The sequence below is a fragment of the Polaromonas sp. P4_F6 genome, from assembly GCF_056401275.1.
Window position 1 is genome coordinate 16,612 of record NZ_JBFUJQ010000011.1, and the last position, 25,067, is coordinate 41,678.

Annotated in this window: 28 protein-coding genes; 6 read left to right on the plus strand and 22 right to left on the minus strand. The window is 63.7% G+C overall.

From position 1 onward, the window contains the following. Positions 1-46 precede the first annotated feature (46 nt). On the minus strand, positions 47-1,102 hold the full coding sequence (locus AC1DUN_RS20955) for an ABC transporter ATP-binding protein (protein ID WP_477715666.1): 1,056 nt from the start codon (positions 1,100-1,102) through the stop codon (positions 47-49). 215 nt (positions 1,103-1,317) lie between these two features. Between AC1DUN_RS20955 and AC1DUN_RS20960 the strand changes: the two genes are divergently transcribed. Further along, complete coding sequence (locus AC1DUN_RS20960) at positions 1,318-1,986, plus strand: glutathione S-transferase (RefSeq protein WP_477715667.1); 669 nt, start codon at positions 1,318-1,320, stop codon at positions 1,984-1,986. 60 nt (positions 1,987-2,046) lie between these two features. Here the strand turns inward: AC1DUN_RS20960 and recJ are convergent, their stop codons facing one another. Beyond that, positions 2,047-3,771 carry a single-stranded-DNA-specific exonuclease RecJ gene (recJ, locus tag AC1DUN_RS20965; RefSeq protein WP_477715668.1) on the minus strand — a complete coding sequence of 575 codons (1,725 nt, stop codon included), beginning with the start codon at positions 3,769-3,771 and terminating at the stop codon, positions 2,047-2,049. Positions 3,772-3,821: 50 nt separating this feature from the next. Then, positions 3,822-4,835 (minus strand): hypothetical protein, encoded by a 1,014-nt coding sequence (locus tag AC1DUN_RS20970; protein WP_477715669.1) that lies wholly within the window; start codon positions 4,833-4,835, stop codon positions 3,822-3,824. Positions 4,836-4,913: 78 nt separating this feature from the next. Here AC1DUN_RS20970 and AC1DUN_RS20975 point away from each other — a divergent pair, with 78 nt between their 5' ends. Genes AC1DUN_RS20975 through AC1DUN_RS20985 form a run of 3 tightly spaced genes read left to right on the plus strand, consistent with a single transcriptional unit; the run spans position 4,914 to position 7,178 of the window. Beyond that, positions 4,914-6,167, plus strand: coding sequence for a lipoprotein-releasing ABC transporter permease subunit (locus AC1DUN_RS20975; RefSeq protein WP_477715769.1), 1,254 nt, complete (start codon positions 4,914-4,916; stop codon positions 6,165-6,167). Between the two features lie 13 nt (positions 6,168-6,180). Next, a complete protein-coding gene (gene lolD / locus AC1DUN_RS20980; RefSeq protein WP_477715670.1) occupies positions 6,181-6,891 on the plus strand; it encodes a lipoprotein-releasing ABC transporter ATP-binding protein LolD in 711 nt (236 codons plus the stop codon). Continuing rightward, complete coding sequence (locus AC1DUN_RS20985) at positions 6,888-7,178, plus strand: hypothetical protein (protein WP_477715671.1); 291 nt, start codon at positions 6,888-6,890, stop codon at positions 7,176-7,178. The genes lolD and AC1DUN_RS20985 overlap by 4 nt, the downstream gene beginning before the upstream one ends. Positions 7,179-7,246: 68 nt before the next feature. Here the strand turns inward: AC1DUN_RS20985 and AC1DUN_RS20990 are convergent, their stop codons facing one another. The 7 genes from AC1DUN_RS20990 to AC1DUN_RS21020 all read right to left on the minus strand — a co-directional run bounded on the left by AC1DUN_RS20990 (position 7,247) and on the right by AC1DUN_RS21020 (position 13,112). Continuing rightward, complete coding sequence (locus AC1DUN_RS20990) at positions 7,247-7,477, minus strand: hypothetical protein (RefSeq protein ID WP_477715672.1); 231 nt, start codon at positions 7,475-7,477, stop codon at positions 7,247-7,249. A gap of 107 nt (positions 7,478-7,584) precedes the next feature. Beyond that, a complete protein-coding gene (locus AC1DUN_RS20995) occupies positions 7,585-7,881 on the minus strand; it encodes a hypothetical protein (protein ID WP_477715673.1) in 297 nt (98 codons plus the stop codon). A 91-nt stretch (positions 7,882-7,972) separates the two neighbouring features. Beyond that, positions 7,973-8,473, minus strand: coding sequence for a DMP19 family protein (locus tag AC1DUN_RS21000; protein ID WP_477715674.1), 501 nt, complete (start codon positions 8,471-8,473; stop codon positions 7,973-7,975). 112 nt (positions 8,474-8,585) lie between these two features. Further along, positions 8,586-8,993, minus strand: coding sequence for a GFA family protein (locus AC1DUN_RS21005; protein WP_477715770.1), 408 nt, complete (start codon positions 8,991-8,993; stop codon positions 8,586-8,588). Positions 8,994-9,080: 87 nt separating this feature from the next. Beyond that, positions 9,081-11,996: an autotransporter outer membrane beta-barrel domain-containing protein gene (locus tag AC1DUN_RS21010; protein ID WP_477715675.1), complete on the minus strand. Its 2,916-nt coding sequence runs from the start codon at positions 11,994-11,996 to the stop codon at positions 9,081-9,083. 212 nt (positions 11,997-12,208) lie between these two features. Then, positions 12,209-12,697, minus strand: a complete 489-nt coding sequence (locus AC1DUN_RS21015; protein ID WP_477715676.1) for a hypothetical protein — start codon at positions 12,695-12,697, stop codon at positions 12,209-12,211. Positions 12,698-12,746: 49 nt separating this feature from the next. Beyond that, entirely contained in the window at positions 12,747-13,112 is a 366-nt protein-coding gene (locus AC1DUN_RS21020) for a hypothetical protein (RefSeq protein WP_477715677.1), read from the minus strand. A 382-nt stretch (positions 13,113-13,494) separates the two neighbouring features. Here AC1DUN_RS21020 and AC1DUN_RS21025 point away from each other — a divergent pair, with 382 nt between their 5' ends. Then, positions 13,495-13,716, plus strand: coding sequence for a glycine zipper 2TM domain-containing protein (locus tag AC1DUN_RS21025; protein ID WP_477715678.1), 222 nt, complete (start codon positions 13,495-13,497; stop codon positions 13,714-13,716). Positions 13,717-13,762: 46 nt separating this feature from the next. Here the strand turns inward: AC1DUN_RS21025 and AC1DUN_RS21030 are convergent, their stop codons facing one another. The 5 genes from AC1DUN_RS21030 to AC1DUN_RS21050 all read right to left on the minus strand — a co-directional run bounded on the left by AC1DUN_RS21030 (position 13,763) and on the right by AC1DUN_RS21050 (position 17,702). Then, positions 13,763-14,467, minus strand: a complete 705-nt coding sequence (locus AC1DUN_RS21030) for an SDR family oxidoreductase (RefSeq protein WP_477715679.1) — start codon at positions 14,465-14,467, stop codon at positions 13,763-13,765. 82 nt (positions 14,468-14,549) lie between these two features. Then, positions 14,550-15,551 carry an NADP-dependent oxidoreductase gene (locus AC1DUN_RS21035; RefSeq protein ID WP_477715680.1) on the minus strand — a complete coding sequence of 334 codons (1,002 nt, stop codon included), beginning with the start codon at positions 15,549-15,551 and terminating at the stop codon, positions 14,550-14,552. An 18-nt stretch (positions 15,552-15,569) separates the two neighbouring features. Continuing rightward, the gene (locus AC1DUN_RS21040; RefSeq protein WP_477715681.1) at positions 15,570-16,427 is read right to left on the minus strand and encodes an oxidoreductase; all 858 of its coding nucleotides are present in this window, start codon (positions 16,425-16,427) and stop codon (positions 15,570-15,572) included. A gap of 90 nt (positions 16,428-16,517) precedes the next feature. Beyond that, a complete protein-coding gene (locus AC1DUN_RS21045) occupies positions 16,518-17,132 on the minus strand; it encodes a TetR/AcrR family transcriptional regulator (protein ID WP_477715682.1) in 615 nt (204 codons plus the stop codon). 153 nt (positions 17,133-17,285) lie between these two features. Then, the gene (locus AC1DUN_RS21050) at positions 17,286-17,702 is read right to left on the minus strand and encodes a VOC family protein (RefSeq protein WP_477715683.1); all 417 of its coding nucleotides are present in this window, start codon (positions 17,700-17,702) and stop codon (positions 17,286-17,288) included. Positions 17,703-17,962: 260 nt separating this feature from the next. Here AC1DUN_RS21050 and AC1DUN_RS21055 point away from each other — a divergent pair, with 260 nt between their 5' ends. Then, the gene (locus tag AC1DUN_RS21055) at positions 17,963-19,600 is read left to right on the plus strand and encodes a Fic family protein (protein WP_477715684.1); all 1,638 of its coding nucleotides are present in this window, start codon (positions 17,963-17,965) and stop codon (positions 19,598-19,600) included. A gap of 120 nt (positions 19,601-19,720) precedes the next feature. Here the strand turns inward: AC1DUN_RS21055 and AC1DUN_RS21060 are convergent, their stop codons facing one another. The 7 genes from AC1DUN_RS21060 to AC1DUN_RS21090 form a co-directional block, all read right to left on the minus strand. Then, positions 19,721-19,888, minus strand: coding sequence for a hypothetical protein (locus AC1DUN_RS21060; protein ID WP_477715685.1), 168 nt, complete (start codon positions 19,886-19,888; stop codon positions 19,721-19,723). A 42-nt stretch (positions 19,889-19,930) separates the two neighbouring features. Then, entirely contained in the window at positions 19,931-20,518 is a 588-nt protein-coding gene (locus AC1DUN_RS21065; RefSeq protein ID WP_477715686.1) for a Swt1 family HEPN domain-containing protein, read from the minus strand. Further along, on the minus strand, positions 20,511-21,128 hold the full coding sequence (locus tag AC1DUN_RS21070; protein WP_477715687.1) for a DUF5343 domain-containing protein: 618 nt from the start codon (positions 21,126-21,128) through the stop codon (positions 20,511-20,513). The genes AC1DUN_RS21065 and AC1DUN_RS21070 overlap by 8 nt, the downstream gene beginning before the upstream one ends. 97 nt (positions 21,129-21,225) lie before the next feature. Beyond that, positions 21,226-21,555, minus strand: coding sequence for a hypothetical protein (locus tag AC1DUN_RS21075; RefSeq protein ID WP_477715688.1), 330 nt, complete (start codon positions 21,553-21,555; stop codon positions 21,226-21,228). 242 nt (positions 21,556-21,797) lie between these two features. Continuing rightward, a complete protein-coding gene (locus AC1DUN_RS21080) occupies positions 21,798-22,901 on the minus strand; it encodes a VWA domain-containing protein (RefSeq protein ID WP_477715689.1) in 1,104 nt (367 codons plus the stop codon). A gap of 22 nt (positions 22,902-22,923) precedes the next feature. Beyond that, positions 22,924-23,901, minus strand: a complete 978-nt coding sequence (locus AC1DUN_RS21085; protein ID WP_477715690.1) for a DUF58 domain-containing protein — start codon at positions 23,899-23,901, stop codon at positions 22,924-22,926. A 117-nt stretch (positions 23,902-24,018) separates the two neighbouring features. Then, complete coding sequence (locus AC1DUN_RS21090; protein WP_477715691.1) at positions 24,019-25,032, minus strand: AAA family ATPase; 1,014 nt, start codon at positions 25,030-25,032, stop codon at positions 24,019-24,021. Between the last annotated feature and the right edge of the window lie 35 nt (positions 25,033-25,067).

Here is a 25,067-nt window from a genome sequence, read left to right on the forward strand (position 1 = left end):
TGCGAAGGGGCGGTTGGAAAACGGGGTGCAAAAAACAAAAGCGGTGTCAGGCCGGGGCCGCGGCGCGCAGCGTGTGCGCCGCCTCGGGCGCCCACGACAGCTGCACCGCGTCGCCGGGCGCATAGGGCCGGGCCGCGAAGGCCGCCTCGGGCAGCATCACCGACAGCTCGGCCGTGCTGCTGGCGGTGTGCGACACGCCCGGGTTCTGCAGGCCCAGCAGCACATACGTGCCCTGGTATTCGACGTCGGTGACCACCGCGCGCCGGTTGTGCGGCGCGTCGGGCGCGGCCTCGCCGGCCGGCGTGATGCGCATCTGGTCGGTGCGCACGCCTATGCGGCCCGCGGGGGTGTCCAGCACGTTGTGCCCGCCCATGAAGCGCGCCACGAATTCGCTGGCCGGGCGGTTGTAGATCTCATGGGGCGAGCCCTGTTGCTCGATGCGGCCGTGGTTCATCACCACCATGGTGTCGGCCAGCGCCATCGCCTCTTCCTGCGAATGGGTGACGTGGATAAAGGTCAGGCCCAGCTCTTTCTGCCAGCGGCGCAGCTCGGCGCGCATCTGGATGCGCAAAAACGGGTCCAGCGCCGACAGCGGTTCGTCCAGCAGCAGCACGCGCGGCTGGGTGATCAGCGCGCGCGCCAGCGCCACGCGCTGCTGCTGCCCGCCCGAGAGCTCGGCCGGCTTGCGTTCGGCCAGGTGGCCCATGGCCACCCGCTCCAGCAGTTCCTGGGCCTGGCGCCGCCGCGCGGCCTTGTCCACCCCTTTCATCTTGAGGCTGAAGGCCACGTTGTCCAGCGCCGACAGGTGCGGGAACAGCGCGAAGCTCTGGAACATCATGGCCGTGCCCCGGCCGGCGGCCGGCAGGTCGGTGATGTTGCGGTTTTCCAGCAGGATGTCCCCGCTGGTGACCGACTCATGGCCCGCCATCATGCGCAGCGTCGTGCTTTTGCCGCAGCCCGAAGGCCCCAGCAGGCAGCAGTAGCTGCCGCCGGCAATGCGCAGGTGGATGCCGTCCACCGCCGGCCTGTCCTGCGGCGCATAGCGTTTAGTCAGCGCGACGGCTTCAATGGCGGCGGGCGCGGGGCTGGCTGGGGCGTTCATGCCGGCCTTGTGTGCAAGGCCTGTGCCAGCTTTGTATGCGATTTTTCAGAAGATTGTGTACAAAATGCCTGTTTCTGGTGCCCGGCCGCCCCTGCGGGGTGCAAACGCGGCCGGCCGCGGTGCGCGCCGTGGCGGCTGTGGCGGCAGTGGCGGCTTCAGGGCGGTGCGGCATGGCCTACCATGCGTTCATCGCTGATGTCCAACGGAGCCACCTCTTGATCACCCTGCACCACCTGAACAACTCCCGCTCGCAACGCATTCTCTGGCTCATGGAGGAGTTGGGCCTGCCCTATGAGATTCAGCGCTACCAGCGCGACCCCAAGACCATGCTGGCCCCGCCTTCGCTGCGCGCGGTGCATCCGCTCGGGAAATCGCCGGTGATCACCGACGGCGAACTCACCCTGGCCGAATCGGGCGCCATCATCGACTACCTGGTGGGCCGCTACGGCGCCGGGCGGCTCGCGCCCCCGGCCGGCACGCCCGAGCACCTGCGCTACACCTACTGGCTGCACTACGCCGAAGGCTCGGCCATGCCGCCGCTGCTGCTCAAGCTGGTCTTCGACAAGATAGAGAACTCGCCCATGCCGTTTTTTGTGAAGCCGATCGCGCGCGGCATTGCCGGCAAGGTCAAGAAGACCTTTATCGAGCCGCAGCTCAGGCAGCACCTGGACTTTCTTGAAATGTCGCTGCCCCAGGGCGGCTGGTTTGCCGGCAAGGCGTTCAGCGGCGCCGACATCCAGATGAGCTTCCCGCTGGAAGCCGCCGCCGCGCGCGGCGGGCTCAACGAAAGCCGGCCGGGTTTGATGGACTTCCTCGCGCGCATACACGCCAGGCCCGCCTACCAGCGCGCGCTAGAGCGCGGCGGGGAGTTTGAACTGCAGTGAGGTCCTCTTGCTCCTTCTCCCGTTAAGGGAAGGCGGGGAAGGGGCGCCTCAGCGGCAAACTCAGATCTCCGCGCCCTCAACCAGAAAGCGCACGCGCTTCACGCCCTGCCATTCATCGGCATCCAGCCGGAAGGCCAGCTTGACCCGGGCCGGCAGCGCCTCGGTGTGGCCGAACCAGATGCCGTCCACCGGCTGGCCCTGGTGCTTGAGCTTGAGCGCCAGGTGTTTTTCGCCGACCAGGCGCTGCGACACCACTTCCACCACCTCGCTAAAGGTGGGCGCGGCAAAACCCTGGCCCCAGACCTCCTTGTGCAAGGTGTCGACCAGGTCGGCGCGCCGGTATTCGGGCGCCAGCGGGCCGTCGGTGTCCATGCGGCGCGTCAGCGTGGCCGCGTCCAGCCATTCATGCGCCACCTGCTGCAGCGCCTGCTCGAAGAGCTCGAAATTCTCTTCGGCGATGGTGCAGCCGGCCGCCATCGCATGGCCGCCAAAACGCAGCAGCACGCCCGGGTGGCGCTTGGTCACCAGGTCCAGCGCGTCGCGCAGGTGAAACCCCGGGATCGAGCGGCCCGAGCCCTTGAGCTCATGCTCCTTGCCCGGCGCCTGGCTGGCGGCAAACACAAAGGTCGGCCTGTGCAGCTTGTCCTTCACGCGCGAGGCCACGATGCCAACCACGCCCTCGTGGAATTCCGGGTCGAAGATCGCGATCGCCGGTGGCGGCTCCTCGTCTTCGTCAATCATCGCGTCGGCCGCCAGCTGCGCCTGCTCGCGCATGCCGGCCTCGATGTCGCGGCGCTCGCGGTTGATGCCGTCCAGCGTCTTGGCGAGCTCTTCGCCGCGCGCCGCGTCGTCGGTCAGCAGGCATTCAATGCCCAAGGTCATGTCGCTGAGCCGGCCCGCCGCATTGATGCGCGGCCCCAGCGCAAAGGCAAAGTCAAAGGTGGTGGCCGCGCCCGCCTGGCGGCCCGCGGCGCTGAACAGACCGGCCAGGCCGGCCGGCAAATGGCCCGCGCGTATGCGCTTCAAGCCTTGCGCCACCAGGCGGCGGTTATTGGCGTCCAGTTTCACCACGTCGGCGACGGTGCCCAAGGCCACCAGCGGCAGCAGCGTATCCAGCTTCGGTTGATTCGCCGCATCAAAAGCGCCGCGCGCGCGCAACTCGGCGCGCAGCGCCAGCAGCACATAAAACATCACACCCACACCGGCAATCGACTTGCTTTCAAAGCTGCAGCCCGGCTGGTTGGGGTTCACGATCACATCGGCCTCTGGCAGCACCACCAGGCCGTCTTTCAGCGCCGGCAGGTGGTGGTCGGTCACCAGCACCTGCATGCCCAGTGCGCGGGCGCGCGCCACGCCCTCCATGCTGGCGATGCCGTTGTCCACCGTCACCAGCAGGTCGGCGCCGTGGGCTTTCACGCGCTCGGCAATCGGCGGCGTCAGGCCGTAGCCGTCGGTCACGCGGTCCGGCACCAAGTAGCCCACATCGCGCGCGCCCAGCAGCCTGAGGCCGCGCAGCGCCACGGCGCAGGCGGTGGCGCCATCGCAGTCGTAATCGGCCACCACGCAGATCTTTTTGCCGGCGGCCATCACGTCGGCCAGCAGTTTGGCGGCCTCCAGCGCGCCGCGCAGCGAGGAAGGCGGCAGCAGCCGGCCCAGGCCGTCGTCAAGCTCGTCGGCCGAATGCACGCCCCGCGCCGCATAAAGCTGCGCCAGCAACGGGTGTATGCCGGCCTGCTGCAGCGCCCAGACGCTGCGCGGCGGGACTTCGCGTACCTGGATTTTCATGAGGGGGTCAAAACTCTCTCTATATATGAGGGGGTGCTGGGCGCTGGGGCTTACAGCCGCTCCAGCACCGCCAGCAAAGGGGTAGGGGCCAGGCTGGCCGCGATTTTGGCAAAAAAGCCCTGGCGGCTGGTTTCAAACGTGGCCGCGCCGCGCTCACCGCACAGCGTCAGCCGCACGGCCTCGCCCGCGCGCTGGCGCGCCAGCAGGGCGGCAATCTCGTTCGCATCCAATGCAGCCCAGGCCTGGGCATAGGCTGCCCAGTCGTCGGCAAACACGGCTTGCGCCAGGCTGCGCGGCACCGCAGCCGACTCGCCGGGCGTATGGCCCGCGGCCAGCGCACCCGTACCGCTGGGCCAGAAAGAATTCACCGGCAGCTGGCGCCGCGCCGCGCGCTCGTCATTGAGCGCATGGGTGTAAAGCAGCATCTGCATCTCGTTTTGCAAAAGCTTGATCTTGCGCGCCGTGCTGTTGGCATCGCTTTTGTCCTGTTTGGGCAGCCAGGGGTCCACATTGCGGCCCAGCACCCGGTCCAGCGAGGCGGTGGGCAGGCTGCGAAACAGCTCGCCCTCGGCCAGCCAGCGCGCCGGCCCCAGGGCCGGCACATAGTGCAGCGCGATGCCGTCACCCTCGAAATAAGGCTGCATGGCCGCCAGCAGGGCGCGCGATTCCTCTTCTTGCAGGCCCAGTGCGGCCGGGTCCGTCAGCGTTGCATGCTCGCGGCCCATGGCCCAGTGGCAGGGCGTGATCCAGGCCCAGGCCTTGCCCGTGCTGCCCGGCAGGTGCAGCGCCGCATCGCGCGCCGCCCAGGGAATCAGGCCGTCGGGCGTGCCCGAATCCGCCATGCCCAGCGCCCGGGCCAGGGCCCGTTCATGCGGCGGCGACAGCGTGTGGGCATCGGCTTCATCAGTGCGCACTGACTTCATGCCCTTGAGCAGCTGGGCCAGCTGGCGTGTGCTGTCGGCCGGCAGCGCCTTCATCGCCGGCAGCCAGGCCTCCGCGCCGCAGGCCGCGAAGGGCAGCAGCAGTTGCGGCCCGGTGAAAGGGGTGGGGGAATTGGCTGACATGGGGCTATTGTCCGGGATGCCACAATGGGTCCTCCAAAAAAACGCAGCCGCCGCCGCGCGGGCACCCGCTTGATGAGTATGCAAATCCCCTATGAGCTGATCCTGGGCTGGCGCTACACCCGCGCCGGCCGCGCCACCCGGCGCAACGGTTTTATCTCTTTTATCTCGGGTGTCTCCATGCTGGGCATCGCGCTCGGCGTCGCCGCCCTCATCATCGTGCTCAGTGTGATGAACGGCTTCCAGAAGGAAGTGCGCGACCGCATGCTGGGCGTGATCTCGCACATCGAGGTCTTTGCCCCGGGCGGCGTCGCGCTGCCCGACCCGGCCAAAACCCTCGCCGAAATCAAGGCCAACCCCCAGGTCACGGGTGCCGCCACCTTTGTCGCGGCCCAGGCCCTGCTGGCGCGCGGTGAAGACATGAAGGGCACCCTGGTGCGCGGCATAGACCCGGCGCTTGAAGGCCAGGTCACCGACCTCGCCGCCGCTTCGGCGCCCACGCTGGCCAAGCTGGTGCCCGGCAATTTCGGCGTGGTGCTGGGCGGCGAGCTGGCCCGCGCCATGGGCGTGCGCGAGGGCGACACCGTCACCCTGATCGCGCCCAGCGGCCAGGTCACTCCGGCCGGCGTGGTGCCGCGCTTGAAGCAGATGACGGTGGTCGGCACCTTTGACTCCGGCCACTATGAATACGACTCGGCCCTGGTCATGATGCACCAGGACGACGCCGCGAAAATCTTCCGCCTCGAAGGCCCGACCGGCATACGCATACGCCTGAAGGACTTGCACCAGGCGCGCGAAGTGGCGCTGGAGCTGTCGCGCACGCTGAGCGGCGACCTGCTGATACGCGACTGGACGCGCCAGAACAAGACCTGGTTCGCCGCCGTGCAGCTCGAAAAACGCATGATGTTCATCATCCTCACCCTCATCGTCGCGGTGGCCGCCTTCAACCTGGTCAGCACCCTGGTCATGACGGTGACCGACAAGCGCGCCGACATCGCCATCTTGCGCACCCTGGGCTCCAGCCCGAAGAGCATCATGAAAATCTTCATGGTGCAGGGCGCGCTGGTCGGCGTGATCGGCACGCTCTCGGGCCTGCTGCTGGGCCTGGGCATCGCCTTCAACATCGACGTCATCGTGCCCGCCATAGAGCGCGCGCTCAACGCCAGCTTTTTACCCAAAGACATCTACCTCATCAGCCGCATGCCCAGCGAACCGCAATACGCCGACATCATGCCCATCGTCGTCATCTCCCTGCTGCTGTCCTTTTTGGCCACCATCTACCCCAGCTGGCGCGCCAGCCGTGTCAACCCGGCGGAGGCCCTGCGTTATGAGTGAACTCAAGAACGACATGACCACACTGCAAACCGGCAAGACAAGCGGCGAAGTGGTCCTCAAGGCCAGCGCCCTCACCAAACGTTTCCACGAAGGCCGCATAGACCTCACGGTGCTGCACGGCGTGGACTTGCAAGTCCACGCCGGCGAGACCTTGGCCATCGTAGGCGCCTCGGGTTCCGGCAAAAGCACGCTGCTGCATCTGATGGGCGGCCTGGACGCGCCCACCAGCGGCCAGGTGGAACTCAAGGGCAAAGTGCTGTCGGCCTTGTCACCGCAGCAGCAGGGCGACCTGCGCAACCAGCATTTAGGTTTTGTCTACCAGTTCCACCACCTGCTGCCCGAATTCAGCGCCCTCGACAACGTCGCCATGCCCCTGTGGATACGCCGCCAGGCGCCCGCCGAGTCGTCGCGCATCGCCGCTGAGATGCTGGCGGCAGTCGGCCTCAAGGACCGAATCCACCACCGCCCCGCCGAACTCTCAGGCGGCGAACGCCAGCGCGTGGCGATTGCGCGCGCCCTGGTCACCCAGCCGGCCTGCGTGCTGGCCGACGAGCCCACCGGCAACCTGGACCGTTCCACGGCCGACGGCGTGTTTGAACTGATGCTCAAACTCGCGCGCGATTTCGGCACGGCTTTTGTGCTGGTCACGCATGATGAAACGCTGGCCTCGCGCTGCGGGCGGCGGTTTAGGTTGGTGTCGGGGAGGTTGTCGGAGTGGGGTTGAGCGCGTCTGAACGACGGGGACCCGTCGAGCGCAAGGATACCGATGTGTACGTCGGTGCTGCTGTGCTGGCGCTGGGCCTAGGGCTTCTTTTCGCGCTCTTTTTCTTCAGGATCACGATTGTGTTTGTCCTGATGGGCGCGATAGGCTGGATGGCTGTGGCATTGCGCTGTTGGTTCAGCAACGTGAGTTTTGCGCGGATTCTCGCCGTGTGTATCTTCCCGCCAGTCCTGTTGTTGCTGTTGGTCGGGCCTTCCATCAAAAGAGCCCAAAAGGTTCGCCCCAGCTAGAAGATTGGCTACCAACCATCGGGGCTGCGCGCTGTGCGTGTCGGAGTGGGCTTGAGGCCCGGCGAGGCTTAATCCTTCTTGCCGCCACGTGACTTGGCCCGCGACCGTGTGCGGCTGTCCTCGCCGAGTGAATCCCGCCAGTGCTTCAGCTCGTCACTCGCAAGCGGCCGGCCGGGCTCTTCCGTGCCGTGGGGGGCCAGCTTTTCCTGCAAGTCCCTGACGCGCAAAAACTGCCTGAGCGACGCCCGAATCTGATCGAGCGCGGTGCTGCTTTTTTCACGCTTGTCTTTGGGAACCATGCGCTCCGAGCATATTCGCCGCTATGTCAAAAGACATCGATGAATGTCATCTTTGGATGTAGGACAAGGCTGACACAGCAGAGCCACGAGGGACTTGTACCACTCGATCATCTGCGCCACCGCAGGACGGTTTTGCAATAGCCACAAGACTTCGGATTGAAATTTCCAGGCGGAGTACGGTTGCAGACGGGGCATCGGTACTTTGTTTCACCAATCGCTAAAAGCGTGAAGGCAATACCGAACATCCCAAGCTGCAGCCATGCAGAGGCGGCCATCACAACGGAAACAATTGCCGCAAGCAAGGCAGCCATGCCGGGCACAAGGTAGCAGGCAAGCAGCCTGGCACGCAATTTCTGAAAGCGGATGGCCCGCTTTTTGACGTAGTCGTTGCGTGAACGTGCCATAAGGTTTGATGCCGGGGGTGTGTGAGTTTTCGAAAGGTTCGCTCAATGGAGGGGCTTGTATGCGGGGACTGTTCGTGACTCGAGCCAACGCTCAAGCCTCAACATAAAAATACCGGTCCGCGTTCTCGCAAAGATGCCTGACCAGGCGCGGAATCCGTTCCCAGTCGTCCTGGTAGGGGTTGTCCACCGCTTCGTACGCCGCCTCGATGCTGTCATAGTCCAGCGGTGTGTGAACATACTGCGCCAGCATGCGCTCCAGCGCCGCGGCTTCTTCCGGCATGCCCGCTTCGGCATAGGCTTTTGCCGCGGCCTGCACCAGTGCCAGCCCCGAGTTGTCGGTACCCGTCTTGAATCCCTCGCCGGCGCGGCTAGCTTCCCACGAAAAAATTGAATACACCATCCTGTAGCCGGGCGGGAGCTGGGCCAGCAGCGGGTCGGCGTTCTCGACGTCCAGCTCAGACGCCAGCTGGTACATGCCTTCTTCCGGCGTGCCCTCGCTGTCTGATAACCAGAAAGGGGAGACGTCAGAGCCGGCGGAGCTGGAAGCTTCCTCGACCATCTCGAGGACCAGGGATGGAATCATGCGTGCCATGCTGAACGACCTGTTGATGCTGCATTGAAATGTGTGCTGCCGTGGTTGATTCCGCCGCGGCTCACAATGGACTGCAGCTCAAAAGACATGGGTTGCCTGGAAACTTCGGCCATCACGGCTGGCCGTCAAAAGCTTCCAGTTCCGCCGGAAACGCCACCCATGAAAGACAACGCTGCGTCCAGATTTGCCGCTGCGGGGCGCCCAATTCATGCCGCTGTTTCAGCGTGCCGATGCGCAGCGAGTAGGCCTGCGGGTTCTCCGCGGCGCAGGCATACAGGGGACTGCCGCAGACCTCGCAAAACGCGAGAACGCGCTTGGAGCCGCTGGCCGCCGTCTTGATGTAGGTCCGGGGTGTGCCCTTCACCAGCCGGAACGTATTTGCGGGTGCGGAAATGTTGGCCCGAAATACCGAGCCGGACTGCGTCTGGCAGTCGGTGCAATGGCAGACCGTGATGGTGCCCGGCTGGACTTGCGCTTCGTACTCAATCGCGCCGCAATGGCATTGACCTTGAACTTTCAATGACAGCTCCTGAGGATCGCTGATTCTGGCCCAGGCCGCCATCTTACCGGCGCTTGCAATGGGGCCAGCCGGTCATCGGCACGGCCCCTACCAGCGCGCTGTCACGCCCAGCGAAGCACTCACATCACTGCGCACCGCCACGTCACCGCCGTTGTTGAACAGCCGGCCGACTTCGCCGTACACGCTCCAGGTCTTGTCGATAGCCAGGGTCGCGCCCAGGGCTGTTTCCGTCCAGCTGCCGCCGCTGCGGGTGCTGACGTCTGTCGTCGCGCCGCCGCTGCCGAAGCGCGCGGTGTCCAGGCCGCTGGAGGCGCGGTAGAAGTTCAGCCGGCCATAGGGCTTGAGGACGCCCATGGCGGTGCCCATCTCGGTCTTCACGCGCACGCCGATTCGTGTGGTCAGGCTGTCGGGGTTGTCCTGCTGCACACCGGCGCCCGAGAGCGCCAGGTCGTCCAGCTTGATGTGCTGGTGAACCAGTTGCAGCTGCGGCTCCACACTCCAGCCATTGCCCATCGCAAAGGCCTGGCCGATTTCCAGGGAGGTCAACAAACTGCTGCTCCGGGCCGAAGACCAGGCGTTGCCGCTGGGCCGCAGCGTGTAGTCCTGGTAGCCGGCCTGCAGCACCGCGTCGGCGTAAAAGCCGCCGCCTGTCTCCCAGCTCGCGTAGCCGCCCAGGTAGCGGGCGCGCAGCTTGTTGTTGCCGATGGGGCCTTGCACGCCGCGGGCAAAACCGCTGACCTGCACGCTGCCGTCCAGCGCGCCCACATACACACCGGCGCGCCAGCTCGTGTTGGCGACGAGATCCGTGCCGCTCTGGAAACCGTTAAGCCGGCCCGCGCTGTTGGGGCTGGCCAGGCCGGGCTGCGTCACGTCGATGTCGGTGGACACCAGGCGGCCCCAGGCATTGTGTCCAATCACAGCTTTGTCGCTGGTGCCCACGGATGCATCGCCGCCGCGCAGGTTGCGGTTGCCCAGCATCGCGGTGTCGGCCAGGCGCACATGGGTAGGCAGGGCCGACAGCAGCGGCACTTCGGCGCGGTAGGTGGGCACGGTGGCGGGTGGCACGCCGGCTTCCGAGCGCAGGTACCAGTTCTGGTCGGCCGTGCCCCGGTAGAGCTGGTACTCATAAATGCCGGCGTCCACATGGCCGTTGGCCAGCGTGAAGGCGGTGGCCGTGGTGGTCGCACCGCCCTGTGCCGTCACGACGGCGATGCCGTTGCCGCTGGTCTGCGCGCCCAGGCCGCCGAAGTTGACGAGCTGGATGCTGGTGTTGCCGCTGGCGCTTGCGCCCGCGCCGTTCAAAATCAAGCGGTCGGTCGGGCTGCTGCTGGCGCCCAGCGTGGTGCCCAGGCGCAAGGTGCCGCCATTGCCCACATAGGCGCCGGTCACGGTCAGACTGGTGCCGGGGGCGGCGCCTGCCGTCGACACCATGCCGCTGTTGTTCAGTGATGGCAGCGTCTGGCTGAAACCCGCCAGGTCCAGCGTGCCGCCCGCGGCTACGGTATGGGCCGAGGCTGCGGACAGGCGGTTCAGGCCGCCGGCGCGCAAGGTGCCGGCGTTGATGGTGGTGCTGCCGGTATAGGTGTTGGCGCCGCCGAACACGGTGGTGCCCGGGCCGTTGAGCACCACCGAGCCATTGCCGGCGATCACCGGGTTGAAGGTGTAGCTCGCATCGGTATGGTTGAAGTTCAGCAGGTCGGTGCCCGCGCCAAACTGCACCAGCGCCGCATTCAGCGTGCCGGCCCCCGTGGCGGCCTGGCCGCTGGCGCCGCCAATGTTGAGCGTGTCCCTGCCGGCCGCATTCAACGCGACGTTGAGGGTGCCCGCGCCGCCATTGGTCGTGACCCGGCCGCCGTTGGCAATCGTCAGCGAACCGTCTCCGGAGCTACCCAATGCGATGTTGCCGGTAGAGATCAGTTCGGAACCCGCGCCCGAAACCAGCGTGCTGGAGGCCGTTGCGGCGGCCGCCGAGAGATTCACTGCGTTGACGCTGACAACACCCCCATCCAGAATGGACAAGGTGCCGCGATGCATGTTGAAGGTACTCGTGCTGTCCCAGCGCGATCCCGCGCCCGAGACAACAATCGTGCTGGTTCCACCCTGCGGGATCGCCACGTTGCCGCCCGCGCTCACAAAACCGCTCTGTATTCTTCCGCCGTTGGTGACGTTGATGAAAGCGAGTCCCCGCGGCGTGAAAAAGTTGCCGCTGGTCAATCGTGAATTGGCGCCCGTCACGTTGATCGTGGCCGTGGTGCCCGCCGTGTTCACCGCGGTCAGGGTGTTGGCCGCAAACTGGCCGCCGTTCTCGATATTCAGGGTGGTGCCTGCCACCGACTCCATCGTAGCCCCCTGCAGGGGCGAGTCCATCCTGGACCCGGCACCGGTGACCGTCACCGTCGCGTTGTTGCCATCCAGCGTCAGCCCGCCGAAGGTGATCTGGCCGCCATTTGCAACGCGCAGTTCGCCAGCCGAGACGCGGAGGGCGAGGGCGACGGTGCTGCCGGTGCCGGTCAGGACGGTGCTGCCCGCGCCTGTCTGCGTCAACGCGCCGGTAACGGCCACCTTGCCGGTGATCGTCAACGGAACGCCTGCGGAGGCATTCAAGGTCCCGTTGCCCGTTGTGGTCATCGTGAACGCGCCGGGCGCAATGGTCAGCGCCTTGGTCACCGCCGGGATCAGCGCGGGCGTGGTGATCGCCAGGTTGGCCGTCAGGTTGATGGTGGAGGAGGCATCGCCGTCCGCATTGGCCTGGTTGATGGCCGTGATCAGTTCGGCCTGCGTAGCGGCGGTGTAAGTGGCCGCTCGCGCTTCATGCAGCGCACCGCCGGCAAAAACAAACAGCAGCGCCGCGGCCAGGGGCGAGAGGCGGGTCACCAGGAGAGAAGAGGGTGCTTGCCTGCCGGGTAGCTTGACCGAGGTCTTGCCCCTGCCTGCCGCCGTTTCCGGCACCGCCACCCATGATTGATGCGCCGGGCTCCAGACCACCCGGTAAGAACTGTTCATGTTTACCCCATTTGTTGTTGAAACCCGACGTCAACAACTACGTCAACATATGATTCACGGTTTTCAGCGCGCGGATCATCGCATGGGAGGCGAGGATTTATAAGAACAAAGTTCGGCCAAGTCGGCAATTTCCAACACTGCAAAAACCATCAAGAAAGCGGCTTGCCTTCATGCAGGGGTGGCTGTAGGGATGCGATATCTGGTTCGCCGCGTCAGGCCGCGCTGGTGATGCGCCACACGACGACGCTGAAGACAAGAAGAATGACCACCAGTGCGGCAAGGCCGCCGAAGCGCTTCCCGATATAGAGCGTGGCGGCCACAAATGCGGCCATGCCGACGAACCAGATGGCACCGTGCCAACTAGTGAACCACTTCGAAAACAGCAGGAGCGCAAGGCCCAGGGCGGACATGGCGGCCGACAGCCACCAGGCGCTGCGAGGCAAGCGATGCGCCGAGGACCAGAGCAGCAGGGATGCGCTGATGACGACGGGCGCGACAAATCGCGGCCAGCCCTTGATCCACGGGACGAGTTCTCTGGCGGTTTCGGTGCGTCCAACGCTGATGACCAGAACTTGCCCGGTGGACGCAGCCGACACAATGGCGCTGAAGAGCGACCATAAGGCCGGCAGCAGCAAGACCCCGGCCAGCGCCAGGGAAAACTTGGCGTATGCCGACAAGGGCGGCGACGGTACTTCGCTCATGTGTCTGGTGAAAAAGATTGTTGTGGCTCCGGATGTACAGCAAACAAGCTCATGCTCCGCCGGACGCTTCGAACGAGAGCCGGGACGTGTGTACGTCCGGTTTCTGGATCGCAGGGCCGCCCATAAACCACCAGCCAGCCAGGCATGTGACCAGGCCGGCCACGATGCATGTGAGCCACAGCCGCGGTCTTGGCGGCCCGGCTCGCATGGACATGATGCCGGCGGCAAACAGGATGACGAAGCCCAGTGCAAGCGCGGAGAGCAGGAAAGCGGGGACGATACCCAATGGCCTCGACGAAAACGACCGAAGCTCGGCAACAAACTCGCCGCCGAAAAGAAGCAGGAAGAGGACCCAGACAAGCCCCGCGGCCAGTGAGACAAGGCCGCACACAATGCGAAAAATGTCACTTCGCATAAGACGCCTGGTTTTGGCAAATGAAGGCAAAGGCATGGGCATGCAGCGGCATAGCGGGCTACTCTACTGCATCTCAAGGGACTGTGCACCCCGGGCGGCGTAGCACCGACGGGGTGGCGCGTGCTGCCGCGACCTGCGGCCCGCGTGCGAAATGACGCCGCCCCGGATCGGACTCGGTCCTCAGCGATACGGCATTTCGTCCTACACCTCTGAAAAACCAGCGTCCTAGCATGAATAAACCAGCAATGAAGAGTTCATCGCCCTGGCTTGTTGGCAGGCACGAACGATGAACCGTTCATTCAGGTGAAGGCGGATTGATGGCGTAACCAGTCAAGCGGCATTTATCGCTCTTCAAATTTTCATCCACTTCAAGGAGATAAAAATGATCAGCATCAAACACAGCGCAATTTGCGCGGCTGCGATTTCACTGGCCGCCCTGACGGGCTGCAGCGGCATGTCGACCCAGGACCGCAACACCCTGATCGGCGCCGGTGTCGGCGGTGTGGCCGGCTCGGCGCTGACCGGCGGCAGTGCCTTGGGCACCGTGGGCGGTGCCGCCGTCGGCGGCGTGATCGGCCACGAGGTCACCAAACCCAAACGCTAAGCTGCGGCCGGGAAGTGGGGACTGGCCGGTCCAGCCCCGTTTCACTTCAGCCTGGCTGCGGCAGGTAGCTGGGCCGCGGCGCCGTCATCCCCTGCTTGACCTGTTGGGTCATCTCATCGCCCAGCACTTCATCGGCGCCGGCCTCCAGGCCGTCCAGCGCGCGTTTGACGATGTCCTCGGGGCTGCTCTTGGGCACGTCGAAATCACGAATCAAATCGGTGTCCACATAACCCATGTGCAGGCCCAGCACCTGGGTCTTTTGCGCGGCGAGTTCATGGCGCAGCGAATTGGTGAGCGACCAGGCCGCGGACTTGCTGGCCGCATAGGCCGCGAGTTCACCGCCGTTGACCCACGACACAATCGACAGCACATTGAGCAAACCGCCGCCGCCGTTGGCCTTGAGCACGGGCGCAAAAGCCTTGCTCATGCGCAGCACACCAAAGAAGTTGGTCTCCAGCATGCGGTGCGAGGTCTCTTCGCTGTCGGCCGCCAGGAAGCCGCCCGGCTTGCCCACGCCCGCGTTGTTGATCACCAGCGTCACATCCGATGCCAGCGCCGCGGCGGCCGCCACCTCGTCCGGCTTGGTCACGTCAAGCTTCAGGGCCTGCACGCCGGGCAGGGTGATGGTGGCCGGGTCGCGCGCGGCCGCATACACCTTGCGCGCGCCGCGCGCCAGCAGCTCGCGCGCAAAAGCCAGGCCTATACCGCGATTGGCACCGGTGACGAGGACGACGGAATCTTTGATCTTCATAAACTTCTCCAGAAAAAAATGACAAGTGGGGAACACACAATCCGGCTGCCGGCTTCCACCCGAACCGGCACGAACAAAAAACTCAGCGAAGCTTGATGACCACCTTGCCTTTGGCGCGGCCGGTTTCCACATAGGCCATGGCCTCGTTGGTCGCTTCAAAGGGAAAGACCCGGTCCACCACGGGGCGTATCACGCCGGCATCCAGCAGGCCGGTGATCTCGCGCAGCTGGCTGCCGTTGGCCCGCATAAAGAGGAAGGAATAGCCCACACCGCGGCCCCTGGCCTTGCGCCGGACGCCGGCGCTCAGCAGCCGCGTCACCAGCTTCACAAAGCCGGAGGCCTTGATCTCCTTGCCAAACTCTGGATCAGGCGGCCCCGAGATGGACACCAGCTTGCCGCCGGGCTTGAGCACACCCAGCGACTTGGCCAGCGTCTTGCCGTCCTGGCTGTTGAGCACCACGTCGTAGCCCTGCAGCACATCTTCAAAGTCCTGCGTCCGGTAGTCGATCACCACGTCGGCGCCCAGGCGCTTCACCAGCGCCACATTGGCTGCGCTGGTGGTTGTGGCCACAGTCGCACCCAGGTGCTTGGCCAGCTGGATTGCAATCGTGCCCACACCGCCCGAGCCGGCCTGGATAAACACCTTCTGTCCTTTCTTCAGGCCGGCTTTCTCGACCAACGCCTGCCAGGCCGTCAAGGCCACCAGCGGGATCGAGGCGGCCTCTTCCATGGTGAGGCTGGCGGGCTTGTGCGCCAGCGAGGCTTCCTTGACCGGGACAAACTCCGCAAACGTGCCGATGCGGAAATCATCGGGCCGCGCATAGACCTCATCGCCAATCCTGAACTGCCGCACGCGCGGGCCGACCTTGACGACCACCCCAGCCACGTCATGGCCCAGGACCAGCGGCAGGCGATAGGGCAGGATGAGCTTGAACTCGCCGCCACGGATCTTGGAATCCAGCAGGTTCACGCCCGCGGCATGGACTTGCACCAGGACTTCGTCCTCGCGCAGCGCCGGCTCGGGCAGTTCCGCCAGGCGTAATGCGGCTTTTTTGCCGTATCGGTCCAGGACAAAGGCTTTCATGTGTTTTCCTTGGAGGGTTTATTTGCCGAGAGCCGGCGTGCGCGGCAGCGGCGCCGCCGCCGCATCCAGCTGCAGGTTTTTACGGATACCGGCATCGACCAGAGCAGCCGGCGCGAAGCGGCGCAGCCATTGCAGGCCGCCCGCGCGGGCGCCTGCCGTGTAGCGCAGCTTGGGGTTGGGCGCGAGGGCAGCCTTCAGCACGGTGTCGGCCACCACGGAGGGCTTGTCGCCTTGCTCGACTAATTCGTTCATCTTTTGCGTCACAGCCGCACGGGCCTCGCGGTAGGCCTCGAGCTTCTCGTCGGGCTGCAGCAGGTTGGCATCGAACTTCGTATTCGTATTCGCCGGCTCTATGACCGACACGCGTATGCCGCGTGTGCGCAGCTCATGGTCCAGCGACTCGGAATAACCTTCCACCGCATGTTTGGTCGCGGCATACAGCGCCATATAAGGCATGGGCAAAAAGCCGAACACCGAGCTCATGTTGAGGATGCGGCCGCTGCCCTGGCGCCGCATATGCGGCAGCACGGCCCGGGTCATGCGCACCAACCCGAAAAAATTGGTGTCAAAAATCGCCTGGGCCTGCGCGATGGAGCTTTCTTCAGCCCCGGCCGGCGCAACCCCAAAACCCGCGTTGTTGACCAGCAGGTCTATGCGACCCTCGCGCGCGATCAGCGTCCGCACCGCGGCCTCAGCCGATTCATCCTGGGTCACGTCCAGGGCCAGCATTTCAAACGGTTTGGCTTGGCCCGCCAGTGCGCCGCGCCGGCTGGTGCCGTAGACCTTGTAGCCGGCTTTCACCAGCCGCAGCGCGGTCGCTTCGCCTATGCCCGAGGAGGCGCCTGTCACGAGGGCAATCTTGTTGGGGGTGTTCATGGTGCTTCTCTTTCGGTGTGAACTGTGTTTGGCATGATGCTTGTCATATATAAGGGCGAAGAAAAAAGGCGGGCGTACTTCAGGGAGAAATCAAACGGAGGCGGGCGTCAGCTGCTTGATCGCAGCCTCGCACAGGCTGCCCGCCAGCGCGGGTTCGTCGACCGCGCGCGCCAGCAGCAGGGTGCCGACCATGGTGGACACCGTCACGAGTGCGCGTTCATGGGCGCCGGGCTGGCCCCAGTCGGGCGACTGGCGCGCAACCAGGTCAATCATTTCCTTGATGTGGCGCGTCGTGGCGCGGCGCACCTCGGGCGCCTGGCGCGGCGTCTCGGAACCCAGCGCGGCCAGCGGGCAGCCCATTTCCACCTGGGCCACATGTTCGGGCGAAAGGTAAGCACTCACCATGGTCGCCAAAGCCTCATCGGGCGGCGTGGCGGCCGCCACACCCGCCACCAGGGCGGCAGCCTCGGCACAGGCCCGGGTCGCGGCTTCGGCCAGCATGGCCTCGCGCGAGGCGAAGTGGGCGTAAAAGCCGCCATGCGTCAGGCCGGCCTCTTTCATGATGTCGGCGACACCCGTGCCGCCATAACCACTGCGGCGTATCGCCCGCGCGGCCACGGAGACGATGCGTTCGTGCGAGGCCTCCTTGGCGGCGGTCCTGGCATTGATTTTGGGGTGTTTTGCGTTTCGCATGATGTGCATCATACATTAATTCGGGTTTATCCGCAGATTACGCAGATTTACGCAGATTGAAGAGAAGGTTTTTTTCGGGTGTCCCGTCCCACATGCCGGCTACATCGGCCTGCATAGTGATGGCTTTTCATCTGTGTTCATCTGCGACATCTGCGGATAGATGCATTAATCAGCCACAGCCAGAACCAGCCAGGGCACGCCAAAGCGGTCCACCAGCTGGCCAAAACGCGCGGCCCAGGCCACCCGCGTGAGCGGCGCCTTGACCTCGCCGCCTTCGGCCAGGCCGTCAAAGATGCGCGTGGCCTCGGCCACACTGCGGCAATGCAGGGCGATGTTAAAGCCGCGCATGGGCTTGAACTCGTCGGGCGGCACATCGTTGCCCAGCAAGGCCCAGTCGCCGACCTCCAACTGCGCAAAACGGATGTGCTCGGGCGCCGAAGGCTTGGAGCCCGGCGGCAGCGGAACATCCTGGGTCTCGCCCAAGGCATTCATGAGGGTGATCTTGCCCCTGAGCAGCTTTTCGTAATGCTCAAAGGCCTGGCGGCAGTTTCCGTTAAAGGCCAGTTGCGGCATGAGTTTCATGGCAAGTCCTCCTGGGGCCGGCGGCGGGTGTACGGCCGGCTGGCTGATGTCTCTCAGGCTAGGCTTGTGGGGTTGGCGTGCCAGCTCTGGGTTTCAGCTTTGGGTGTAGGACTTGGCTGAGGGCAGGGGTGCTGCGGCTTAACAGCCGCCAGGAGCTGGCCAAATAATTGTTTTTGGGTAAAAATGCTTATTTGTAATCAAAATTAAACACCTGAAAGTCACTAAAGCTCATCCGAGTTCATTTCTAATCATTTTTGAACATGTCCAGCAGCCGCAGCATGATGAACGATTTCGATCAATACCCATTTCCTGAGGACCCGATTGGGGCGGCCTGGCTGGCCAGGGAGTTTGGCGTTCGCCCGCTCGCGCGTCTTCCCGTCATGAGCCAGATCGGCTACAGACGCGCCACCCGGGTAGAGGGCGGCTTCCGCCTGGAAACCTTCCCCGAAAGAATGCGCCCCCCTGCGGAATTCGCGGACCACCTGTATTTCCATCTGCGCCATGAAGTGCCGCACCTGGAGTTCCTGGCCAGGCTTTTTAAAAAGATGGGGCCAGATCCGCTGCAGATGTGGGTCTTGCGAGAGCCCACCGGGATGTATGCCCGCCGTGCCTCTTTTTTCTATGAGTGGCTCACCGGCGAAGAACTGCATGCTCCAGAGGGCCTGAGGGGCAACTATGTCGATGCGATCGACGATGAAAGCCTGCTGGCTGCCTCTCCCGACAAGGCGGTGAAAGTGCCCCGGTGGAGAGTCAACGACAACTTGCCGGGCACGCGCTTCTTTTGCCCCATCGTGGCCAAGACGGAGGCGCTCAACACGGCCGCGGCATTGGATGTTCCCGCACTCTTTGGAGAACTTTCCGCGGAGTTCGGCGAAGAGCTGCTGCTGCGCGCCGCGGCCTGGATGACCTTGCGTGAAAGCAAAGCCAGCTTTGCCATTGAAGGGGAAGCTGACCGGGCCACCCGGATTCAGCGTTTTGCCGATGTCATGGCCAGGCGTACCGGACAAGGCCCGCTTCCTCCGCTCACCGATGCCACCCTGGCGGAACTGCAGCAGGAAATCCTGGGCCCCCTGACCACCGTGGCGCGGGCCGGCGTGCGCCAGTCGCCGGTCTTTGTGGGCGAGACAGTCCGGTACCAGGAGGTGGTGCACTACGTGGCGCCGCCCGTGGTGGACCTGCAAGACATGCTGGAGGGCTTGCAGGCCTTTCTGGACCGCACCCAGGGGCAGTCGCCGGTTCTGCGCAGCGCTGTGGCCGCATTTGCCTTTGTTTATATCCACCCCATGGCCGACGGCAATGGCCGTGTCCATCGTTTTCTGGTCAACGATGTGCTGCGCCGGGATGGCGTGATCCCGGAGCCGGTGATCCTGCCCGTATCCGCCGTGATCACCTCCGATGCCGGCGAGCGCCGCGCCTATGACCAGGTGCTCGACCAGGTGTCAGGCCCCTTGATGACGGCCATCCGCGAGCAGGTGGAGTTTGCCAAGGTGCAGACCACCTATCCTGATGGTGTGACTTCAAACCTCGTCTTTGAAGCCCACGACCTGGCGCGGCCCACCTGGCGTTACCCCGACCTGGGCCCGCATGTGGTCTACCTGTCCAAGGTAATCGCCCGCACGCTGACCGAACAGATGCGCGAGGAATCGAAATACCTGCGCAGCCACCAGCGTGCACGGGCCGCCATCAAGGAAGTCGTTGAGATGCCCGACCACCAGGCGGACCGACTTTTGCGGTCCATGGAGCAGAACCAGGACCAGCTGAGCAACGTACTCGCCAAGGAAATGCCGGTGCTGGCCCAGGCGGGTGTGTGGGAAGCCATTGTGGGTGCCGTGAGGCAGGCCTTTAATGCCGATGGGGCTGTGAACAACGACGTGGTTGAGCGGTATCGGCCGAGCTAGGGGAGCGGCGTGATGCCGTCCCGGTCGCGTTCCGCGGAACGCCTGTCACCTACATACATGCTGTGCGGCCAGTTGATCGACACACCCCTGTGTTGACGTGAGCAGACTTTGGAAGAACGCTCAAGCAGAGGAGACTTCTTGATGCCAGAAAGCCGCGAAGAGATTCCGAAAAAGGCCAACGCGGCCATCGTGAAAGGCAACTACGAAGGATTCCTGAAATTTTGCACGGAGGATACGCAATGAACTTTTGTCGGTGATAGTGTTGAATTGTGTTTTTTGCAGTGTCATGTGCGAATTTTTCTGCCTGCAGCAGGTTGCAACAGCCAGCATTCACAGTCCAACCACACGATTCCAATCACCAATGTACATATAGACGCGCGCAAACTCAGATGGCAGCAAACCCCGATTGTGCGCAATGAAATTCCGCACTTTTTCCAGCTCATCCATCCGCTGCTTAAGCCAGTGTTGCGAAGGCATGATGTCTTCGAAGAATTGCCATTTGTCGATGATGATCTGTGAAAGATGCCCAAAATCGATGAAACCAAGCATGTCCGTCTTTTCGCCTTCTAACCACGAATCAGTGAGCGCCGCTTTCTGTCGACTCTCAGCGAATTGCCTTACCTTAGCTGGGAGCTTGGCAAGCCAATCCGCCCCCTCCTTCTCCGATAAAGTTTCGCGAATCAGCGAACGAACCTCATTTTCGAAGCAATGGAGAACTGCGTACAACCGTGCCATCTCCAGTGCTTGGTTACGACGGACTACGCCAAAGGGGGATAAGGCTTCGGACAACAATCGCTCTTCAGCTTGACCAATATCTGCGCCAACTTGTATGCCGGCGGATTGAAACCCCGTAGCTTCCGACTCAAACATCAAGCCACGAAACATGAAGTCTCGCAAATCCTTGCGTTGACTAGTCAAGGAGATGCTCCCGCAGTGATTTGAAAATTGCGTTGAAAACTTCAACATCTTTGGTCGCAGGCAGATGGATTTGAATGTTGTAGTGAAGAGTCGGTCTGTGAAAATTTGAAGGGGGTTCTTTTTGCTGCTTTTCTGGGGGCGCCTCGACCTCGATCGCCGATTTTGTTTCAGTGCTCGGCTTTGCGGCTGGCACACTCACGTCAGCAAGTGCAAGAAGCGCATAGAAGGTGCTAGCCATCAATTGCGCCGTTCTCTCAGTCGCATTGTGTGCACTCTTAAATTTGCCCTCAATCAGAGTTCGGTCAGCCTGCGTCGGATTAGCTTTAATCGTAAACAGGTCGCTATAGGCCTCACGAAGAGCCTGACCTAGAACGGTGCGACTCTGTGATTGATCACGATAAGCGTGATATCGAGTTGTGGGTGAGCCATCTGAGCCAAGAAATCCCAGTGCCTTTAAAAGCGGGATTACCGCGTGAAAATTGGTCGATGCAAAACCGAGATCCTTAAGGTATTGACGTGTCAACTTGTCCGGCGCCTGGCCTTCCGATAGTCGCTTGAATACTTCTGCAAGTTGCCCATAGGTCTGAACATATGAATCAGCAAGTGCCATGAGAAGTCCTTGGTTGTCTGTGCGTCGAAGGAATGCCAACACGATTGCAAATCGGGCCGCTGACACGGCCGCCTCACTAGCGTCACTTCAACTGCAATCAATAATCATCGATGTACGCCGACTGGTTGCCACTGGGCCGATCCGCCCACTCCTTCACCATGCTTGCGAAAAGGCGAGCCACAAATTCCTCGTCTTCCGCAACCTCGGGGCCGACGTATCCGGCTCCCTGGTTCCACGTCTCATAGCGCAGTTTTAGAACTTTGGCGACTTTTTCTTCGAACCCCACGGGCGAGACATCGGGGAACAGACAATTCAAATACACGTCGCCATTGATATCAACCCAAAGAATGTGATGACCCGCAGAGTCATCCGCTGCGGCGATCAGGCACTTGAGGTCTTTCGCGGCGGGATTTGCGTTGAGATTCATGGTCGAAATAGCCCTCGCGGGTTCAGTGAACTACGTCTAGCCGCAGATTTTAGGTGGTGGGTTTCTGGGCTGCATCCTCAATATGGACTAGCCAAGACAGAAGATTTCGCTGTATTTCGGACCAGCTAACAGTAATTCTGCCCGGTCGGACTCTGCGATGCCCGTCGCTTTGCCTTTATGTCATATCGGCTGGACACTAGGCCTCGCACCCTAGTCTTCGACACGCGGAGGCGCTACAGCCCTCAAAGAATCCGATTAAACCAAAGCAGCGACAAACTAGCCGACACCAGCGCCAACGCAGCCGCCAGCAGCGCCAGCAGCCCGGAAATCTCGGTCTCTTTTTTCTCAATCGCGAGGCGCGAACTGAGCGTCTCATAGACCTTCTTCAAGTCCGCCGCGGTGCCGGCATAGAAGTACTCGGCCTGCGTGGTGCGGGCGATGCCTTTGAGAGTCTCTTCGTCCAGCTTGACCCGCATGGACCAGCCCTCAAAGCCAATCGTTTCGCCGTCCACCGTGCCCACACCCACGGTGTAGACACGCACGCCGCGATCGGCGGCGGCTTTGGCGGCGTCTAAAGAATCCACGCCTGTGGTGCGCTGGCCGTCGGTCAGCAGGATGATGGCGCCTGAGGTGTAGGAGCCGGGGGCGACGGGGACAAACTCTTTTTTGGCGGCGGCGTTTTTGTCGGGGTTTAGGGCCTGGTCTATGGAGGTGCCGCGCGGTTTTTCGCGGCCGTATTGCATGGAGGCCAAATCAATGCCGGCATCGGGGAAGAGTTCGGCCAGCGAAACGACGATGCCGTTGCCGATCGCGGTGCCGCGCTGCAGCTGGAACTTGTCGATCGCAACCACTAGGTCCTCGCGGCTGAGTGTGGGTTGCTGCACGACGGAGGCGGTGCCGGCAAAGGCGACTATGCCCACGCGCACATTGCGCGGCAGATCGGCGAGGAAGGCTTTGGCGGCGTTTTGCGCGGCGACCAGGCGGTTGGGCAACACGTCGGCGGCGCGCATGCTGCCCGAGACGTCCATGGCCAGGATGATGGTTTCGCGCTGCGAGGGCAGGCTGATGACGGCAAAGGGGCGCGAGGCCGCGACCAGCATGGCGGCGATGGACAGCAGAAACAGCAGGGGCGGCACATGGCGCCTGAAGCCCTGGCCGCGGCCCATGGCTTCGCGCACGATGGAGAGGCTGGCATAGCGCAATGCCATTTTTTTCTTGCGGCGCAGCAGCCAGATGTAGACCAGCACCAGCAGCGGAATCACGAGCAGCAGCCACAAAAATTCCGGCCACAAAAAGGTCGGCCAAGGCAGTTTGGCCAAAAAGGAGGTGAACCCGCTGAAGTTCATGATGGGAGGTCCTTGGGTCGGCTCAGGCAGCGCGCTTGAGGTGGGCGGGCAATGCATTGCCGCCCGCGCCGGTGCTGCGGCTGCGGCGCTTGCGCAGTTCGGTAAAGCGCATGATGGCGTCGATCAGGTTGTCGTCGGTGGACAGCTCCAGCGCGTCGACGCCGGCGCGCGCCAGGGCTTGCCTTAACTCGGCCTCGCGCTGGGCGGCGATGCGCGCAAAGCGTTTGCGGAAACCCGCGTCATGGGTGTCGACCAGCAATTGTTCGCCGGTTTCGGCGTCGCGTATCGGGATCAGGCCCAGGTCGGGCAGGTCCAGCTCCAGCGGGTCCAGCAGGCGCACGGCCACGACCTCGTGGCGGCGGGCCAGCTGGCCCAAAGGTTTTTCCCAGCCGGGTTCGCTGATGAAGTCGGACACCACAAACACGGTGGAGCGCCGGCGCAGCAGGTTGGCGGCGGACTCGAGCAGCTCATGCAGGCGGGTGGTGCGCAACTCGGTGATTTCAGGTCGGGCCTGCAGGGTGTGCAGCAAATGCAGCACATGGTGGCGGCCGCCGCGCGCGGGGATCACCGCGTCGACACCCGAGCCATAGAGCATGGCGCCCACGCGGTTGCCGTGGCGGGTCAGCATGCGGGCCAGCACGGCGACAAATTCGGCCGAGACATTGCGCTTGCGCTGTTCGCTGGAGCCGAAGTCCATGGAGGGGCTGAGGTCCAGCAAAAACCAGGCGCTCATCTCGCGGTCTTCGGTGAAGACGCGCACATGGGGTTGTTCCAGGCGCGCGGTGACGTTCCAGTCGATGTGGCGCACGTCGTCATGGTGCTGGTATTCGCGCAGGTCGGCCAGGTCCATGCCGGTGCCGCGCAGCAGCGTGCGGTAGTCGCCCTGCAGCAGGCCGTCCAGGCGGCGCAGCACGGTCCACTCGAGCCGGCGCAGCAGTTGCTCCGCGCCTGCTCCCGACGAAGCGAGCTTGGTTGTGGATTCAGGCGGCGAGGTTTTCATGGCAGGGGCGCTTCATCCAAGTCGGGGCCGCGGAACCGGCTTTGCCGGGCCGCAGGCGCAGCGGCCCCCTCGGGGGGCAGCGACCCGCGAAGCGGCGGAGCGTGGGGGCTCACATTTCTAGGCGGCGAGTTTTTCATGTTCCAACGGTTTTGCCGGAGGCGGGATCTTGGCCATGATCTTGGCGATCAGGCCGTCAGCGGATAGCCCTTCGGATAGCGCCTCATACGACAGTACCAAGCGGTGCCTGAACACATCGGGCACCAGGTCCGTCATGTCTTCGGGCAGGGCATAGCTGCGGCCGCGCAGCAGGGCCAGGGCGCGCGCGCCTTCGGTCAAATTGATGGTGGCGCGCGGGCTGGCGCCGAAGGTGATGAAGCGCTGCAAATCTTTGAGCCCATGCTTGACGGGCGTGCGTGTGGCCGAGACCAGGCGCACCGCGTACTGCACCAGCGAAGGGTCGACGTAAATGCGCCGGCATTCGGCCTGCAGGGCGGCGAGCTGCTCGGTGGTGGCGACGGCGCTCACGGCCACGGCCGGGCCGGTGACGCGCTGGACGATGACAAACTCTTCCTCGTCGGTCGGGTAGTCGACCAGCACCTTCATCATGAAGCGGTCCACCTGGGCCTCGGGCAGCGGGTAGGTGCCTTCGGTTTCTATCGGGTTTTGCGTGGCCATGACCAGGAAGGGCTCGGGCACCTTGTGGGTGGTGCCGGCAATCGTGACCTGGCGCTCCTGCATGACTTCGAGCAGCGCGCTTTGCACCTTGGCGGGCGCGCGGTTGATTTCATCGGCCAGCAGCAGGTTGGTGAAGACCGGGCCCAGCGAGGTGCTGAACTCGCCGGTTTTCTGGTTGTAGATGCGGGTGCCCACCAGGTCGGCCGGCACCAGGTCGGGCGTGAACTGTATGCGCTTGAACTGGCCCCGCACGGTGTTGGCCAGGGTCTTGATGGTCAGGGTCTTGGCCAGGCCGGGCACACCCTCGACCAGCAGATGGCCCTGGGCCAGGATGGCGACCATGACGCGCTCGAGGAAGCGGTCCTGCCCGACGACCACACGCTTGACCTCGTAAAGAATCTGCTCCATGAGCTGGGCGGTGTCGTGGTTGGCGTTTTCTGGGGTCTGGTGGTCCATGCGTCAATCCTTGGGAGGGGTGAGGTCAGGTCGGT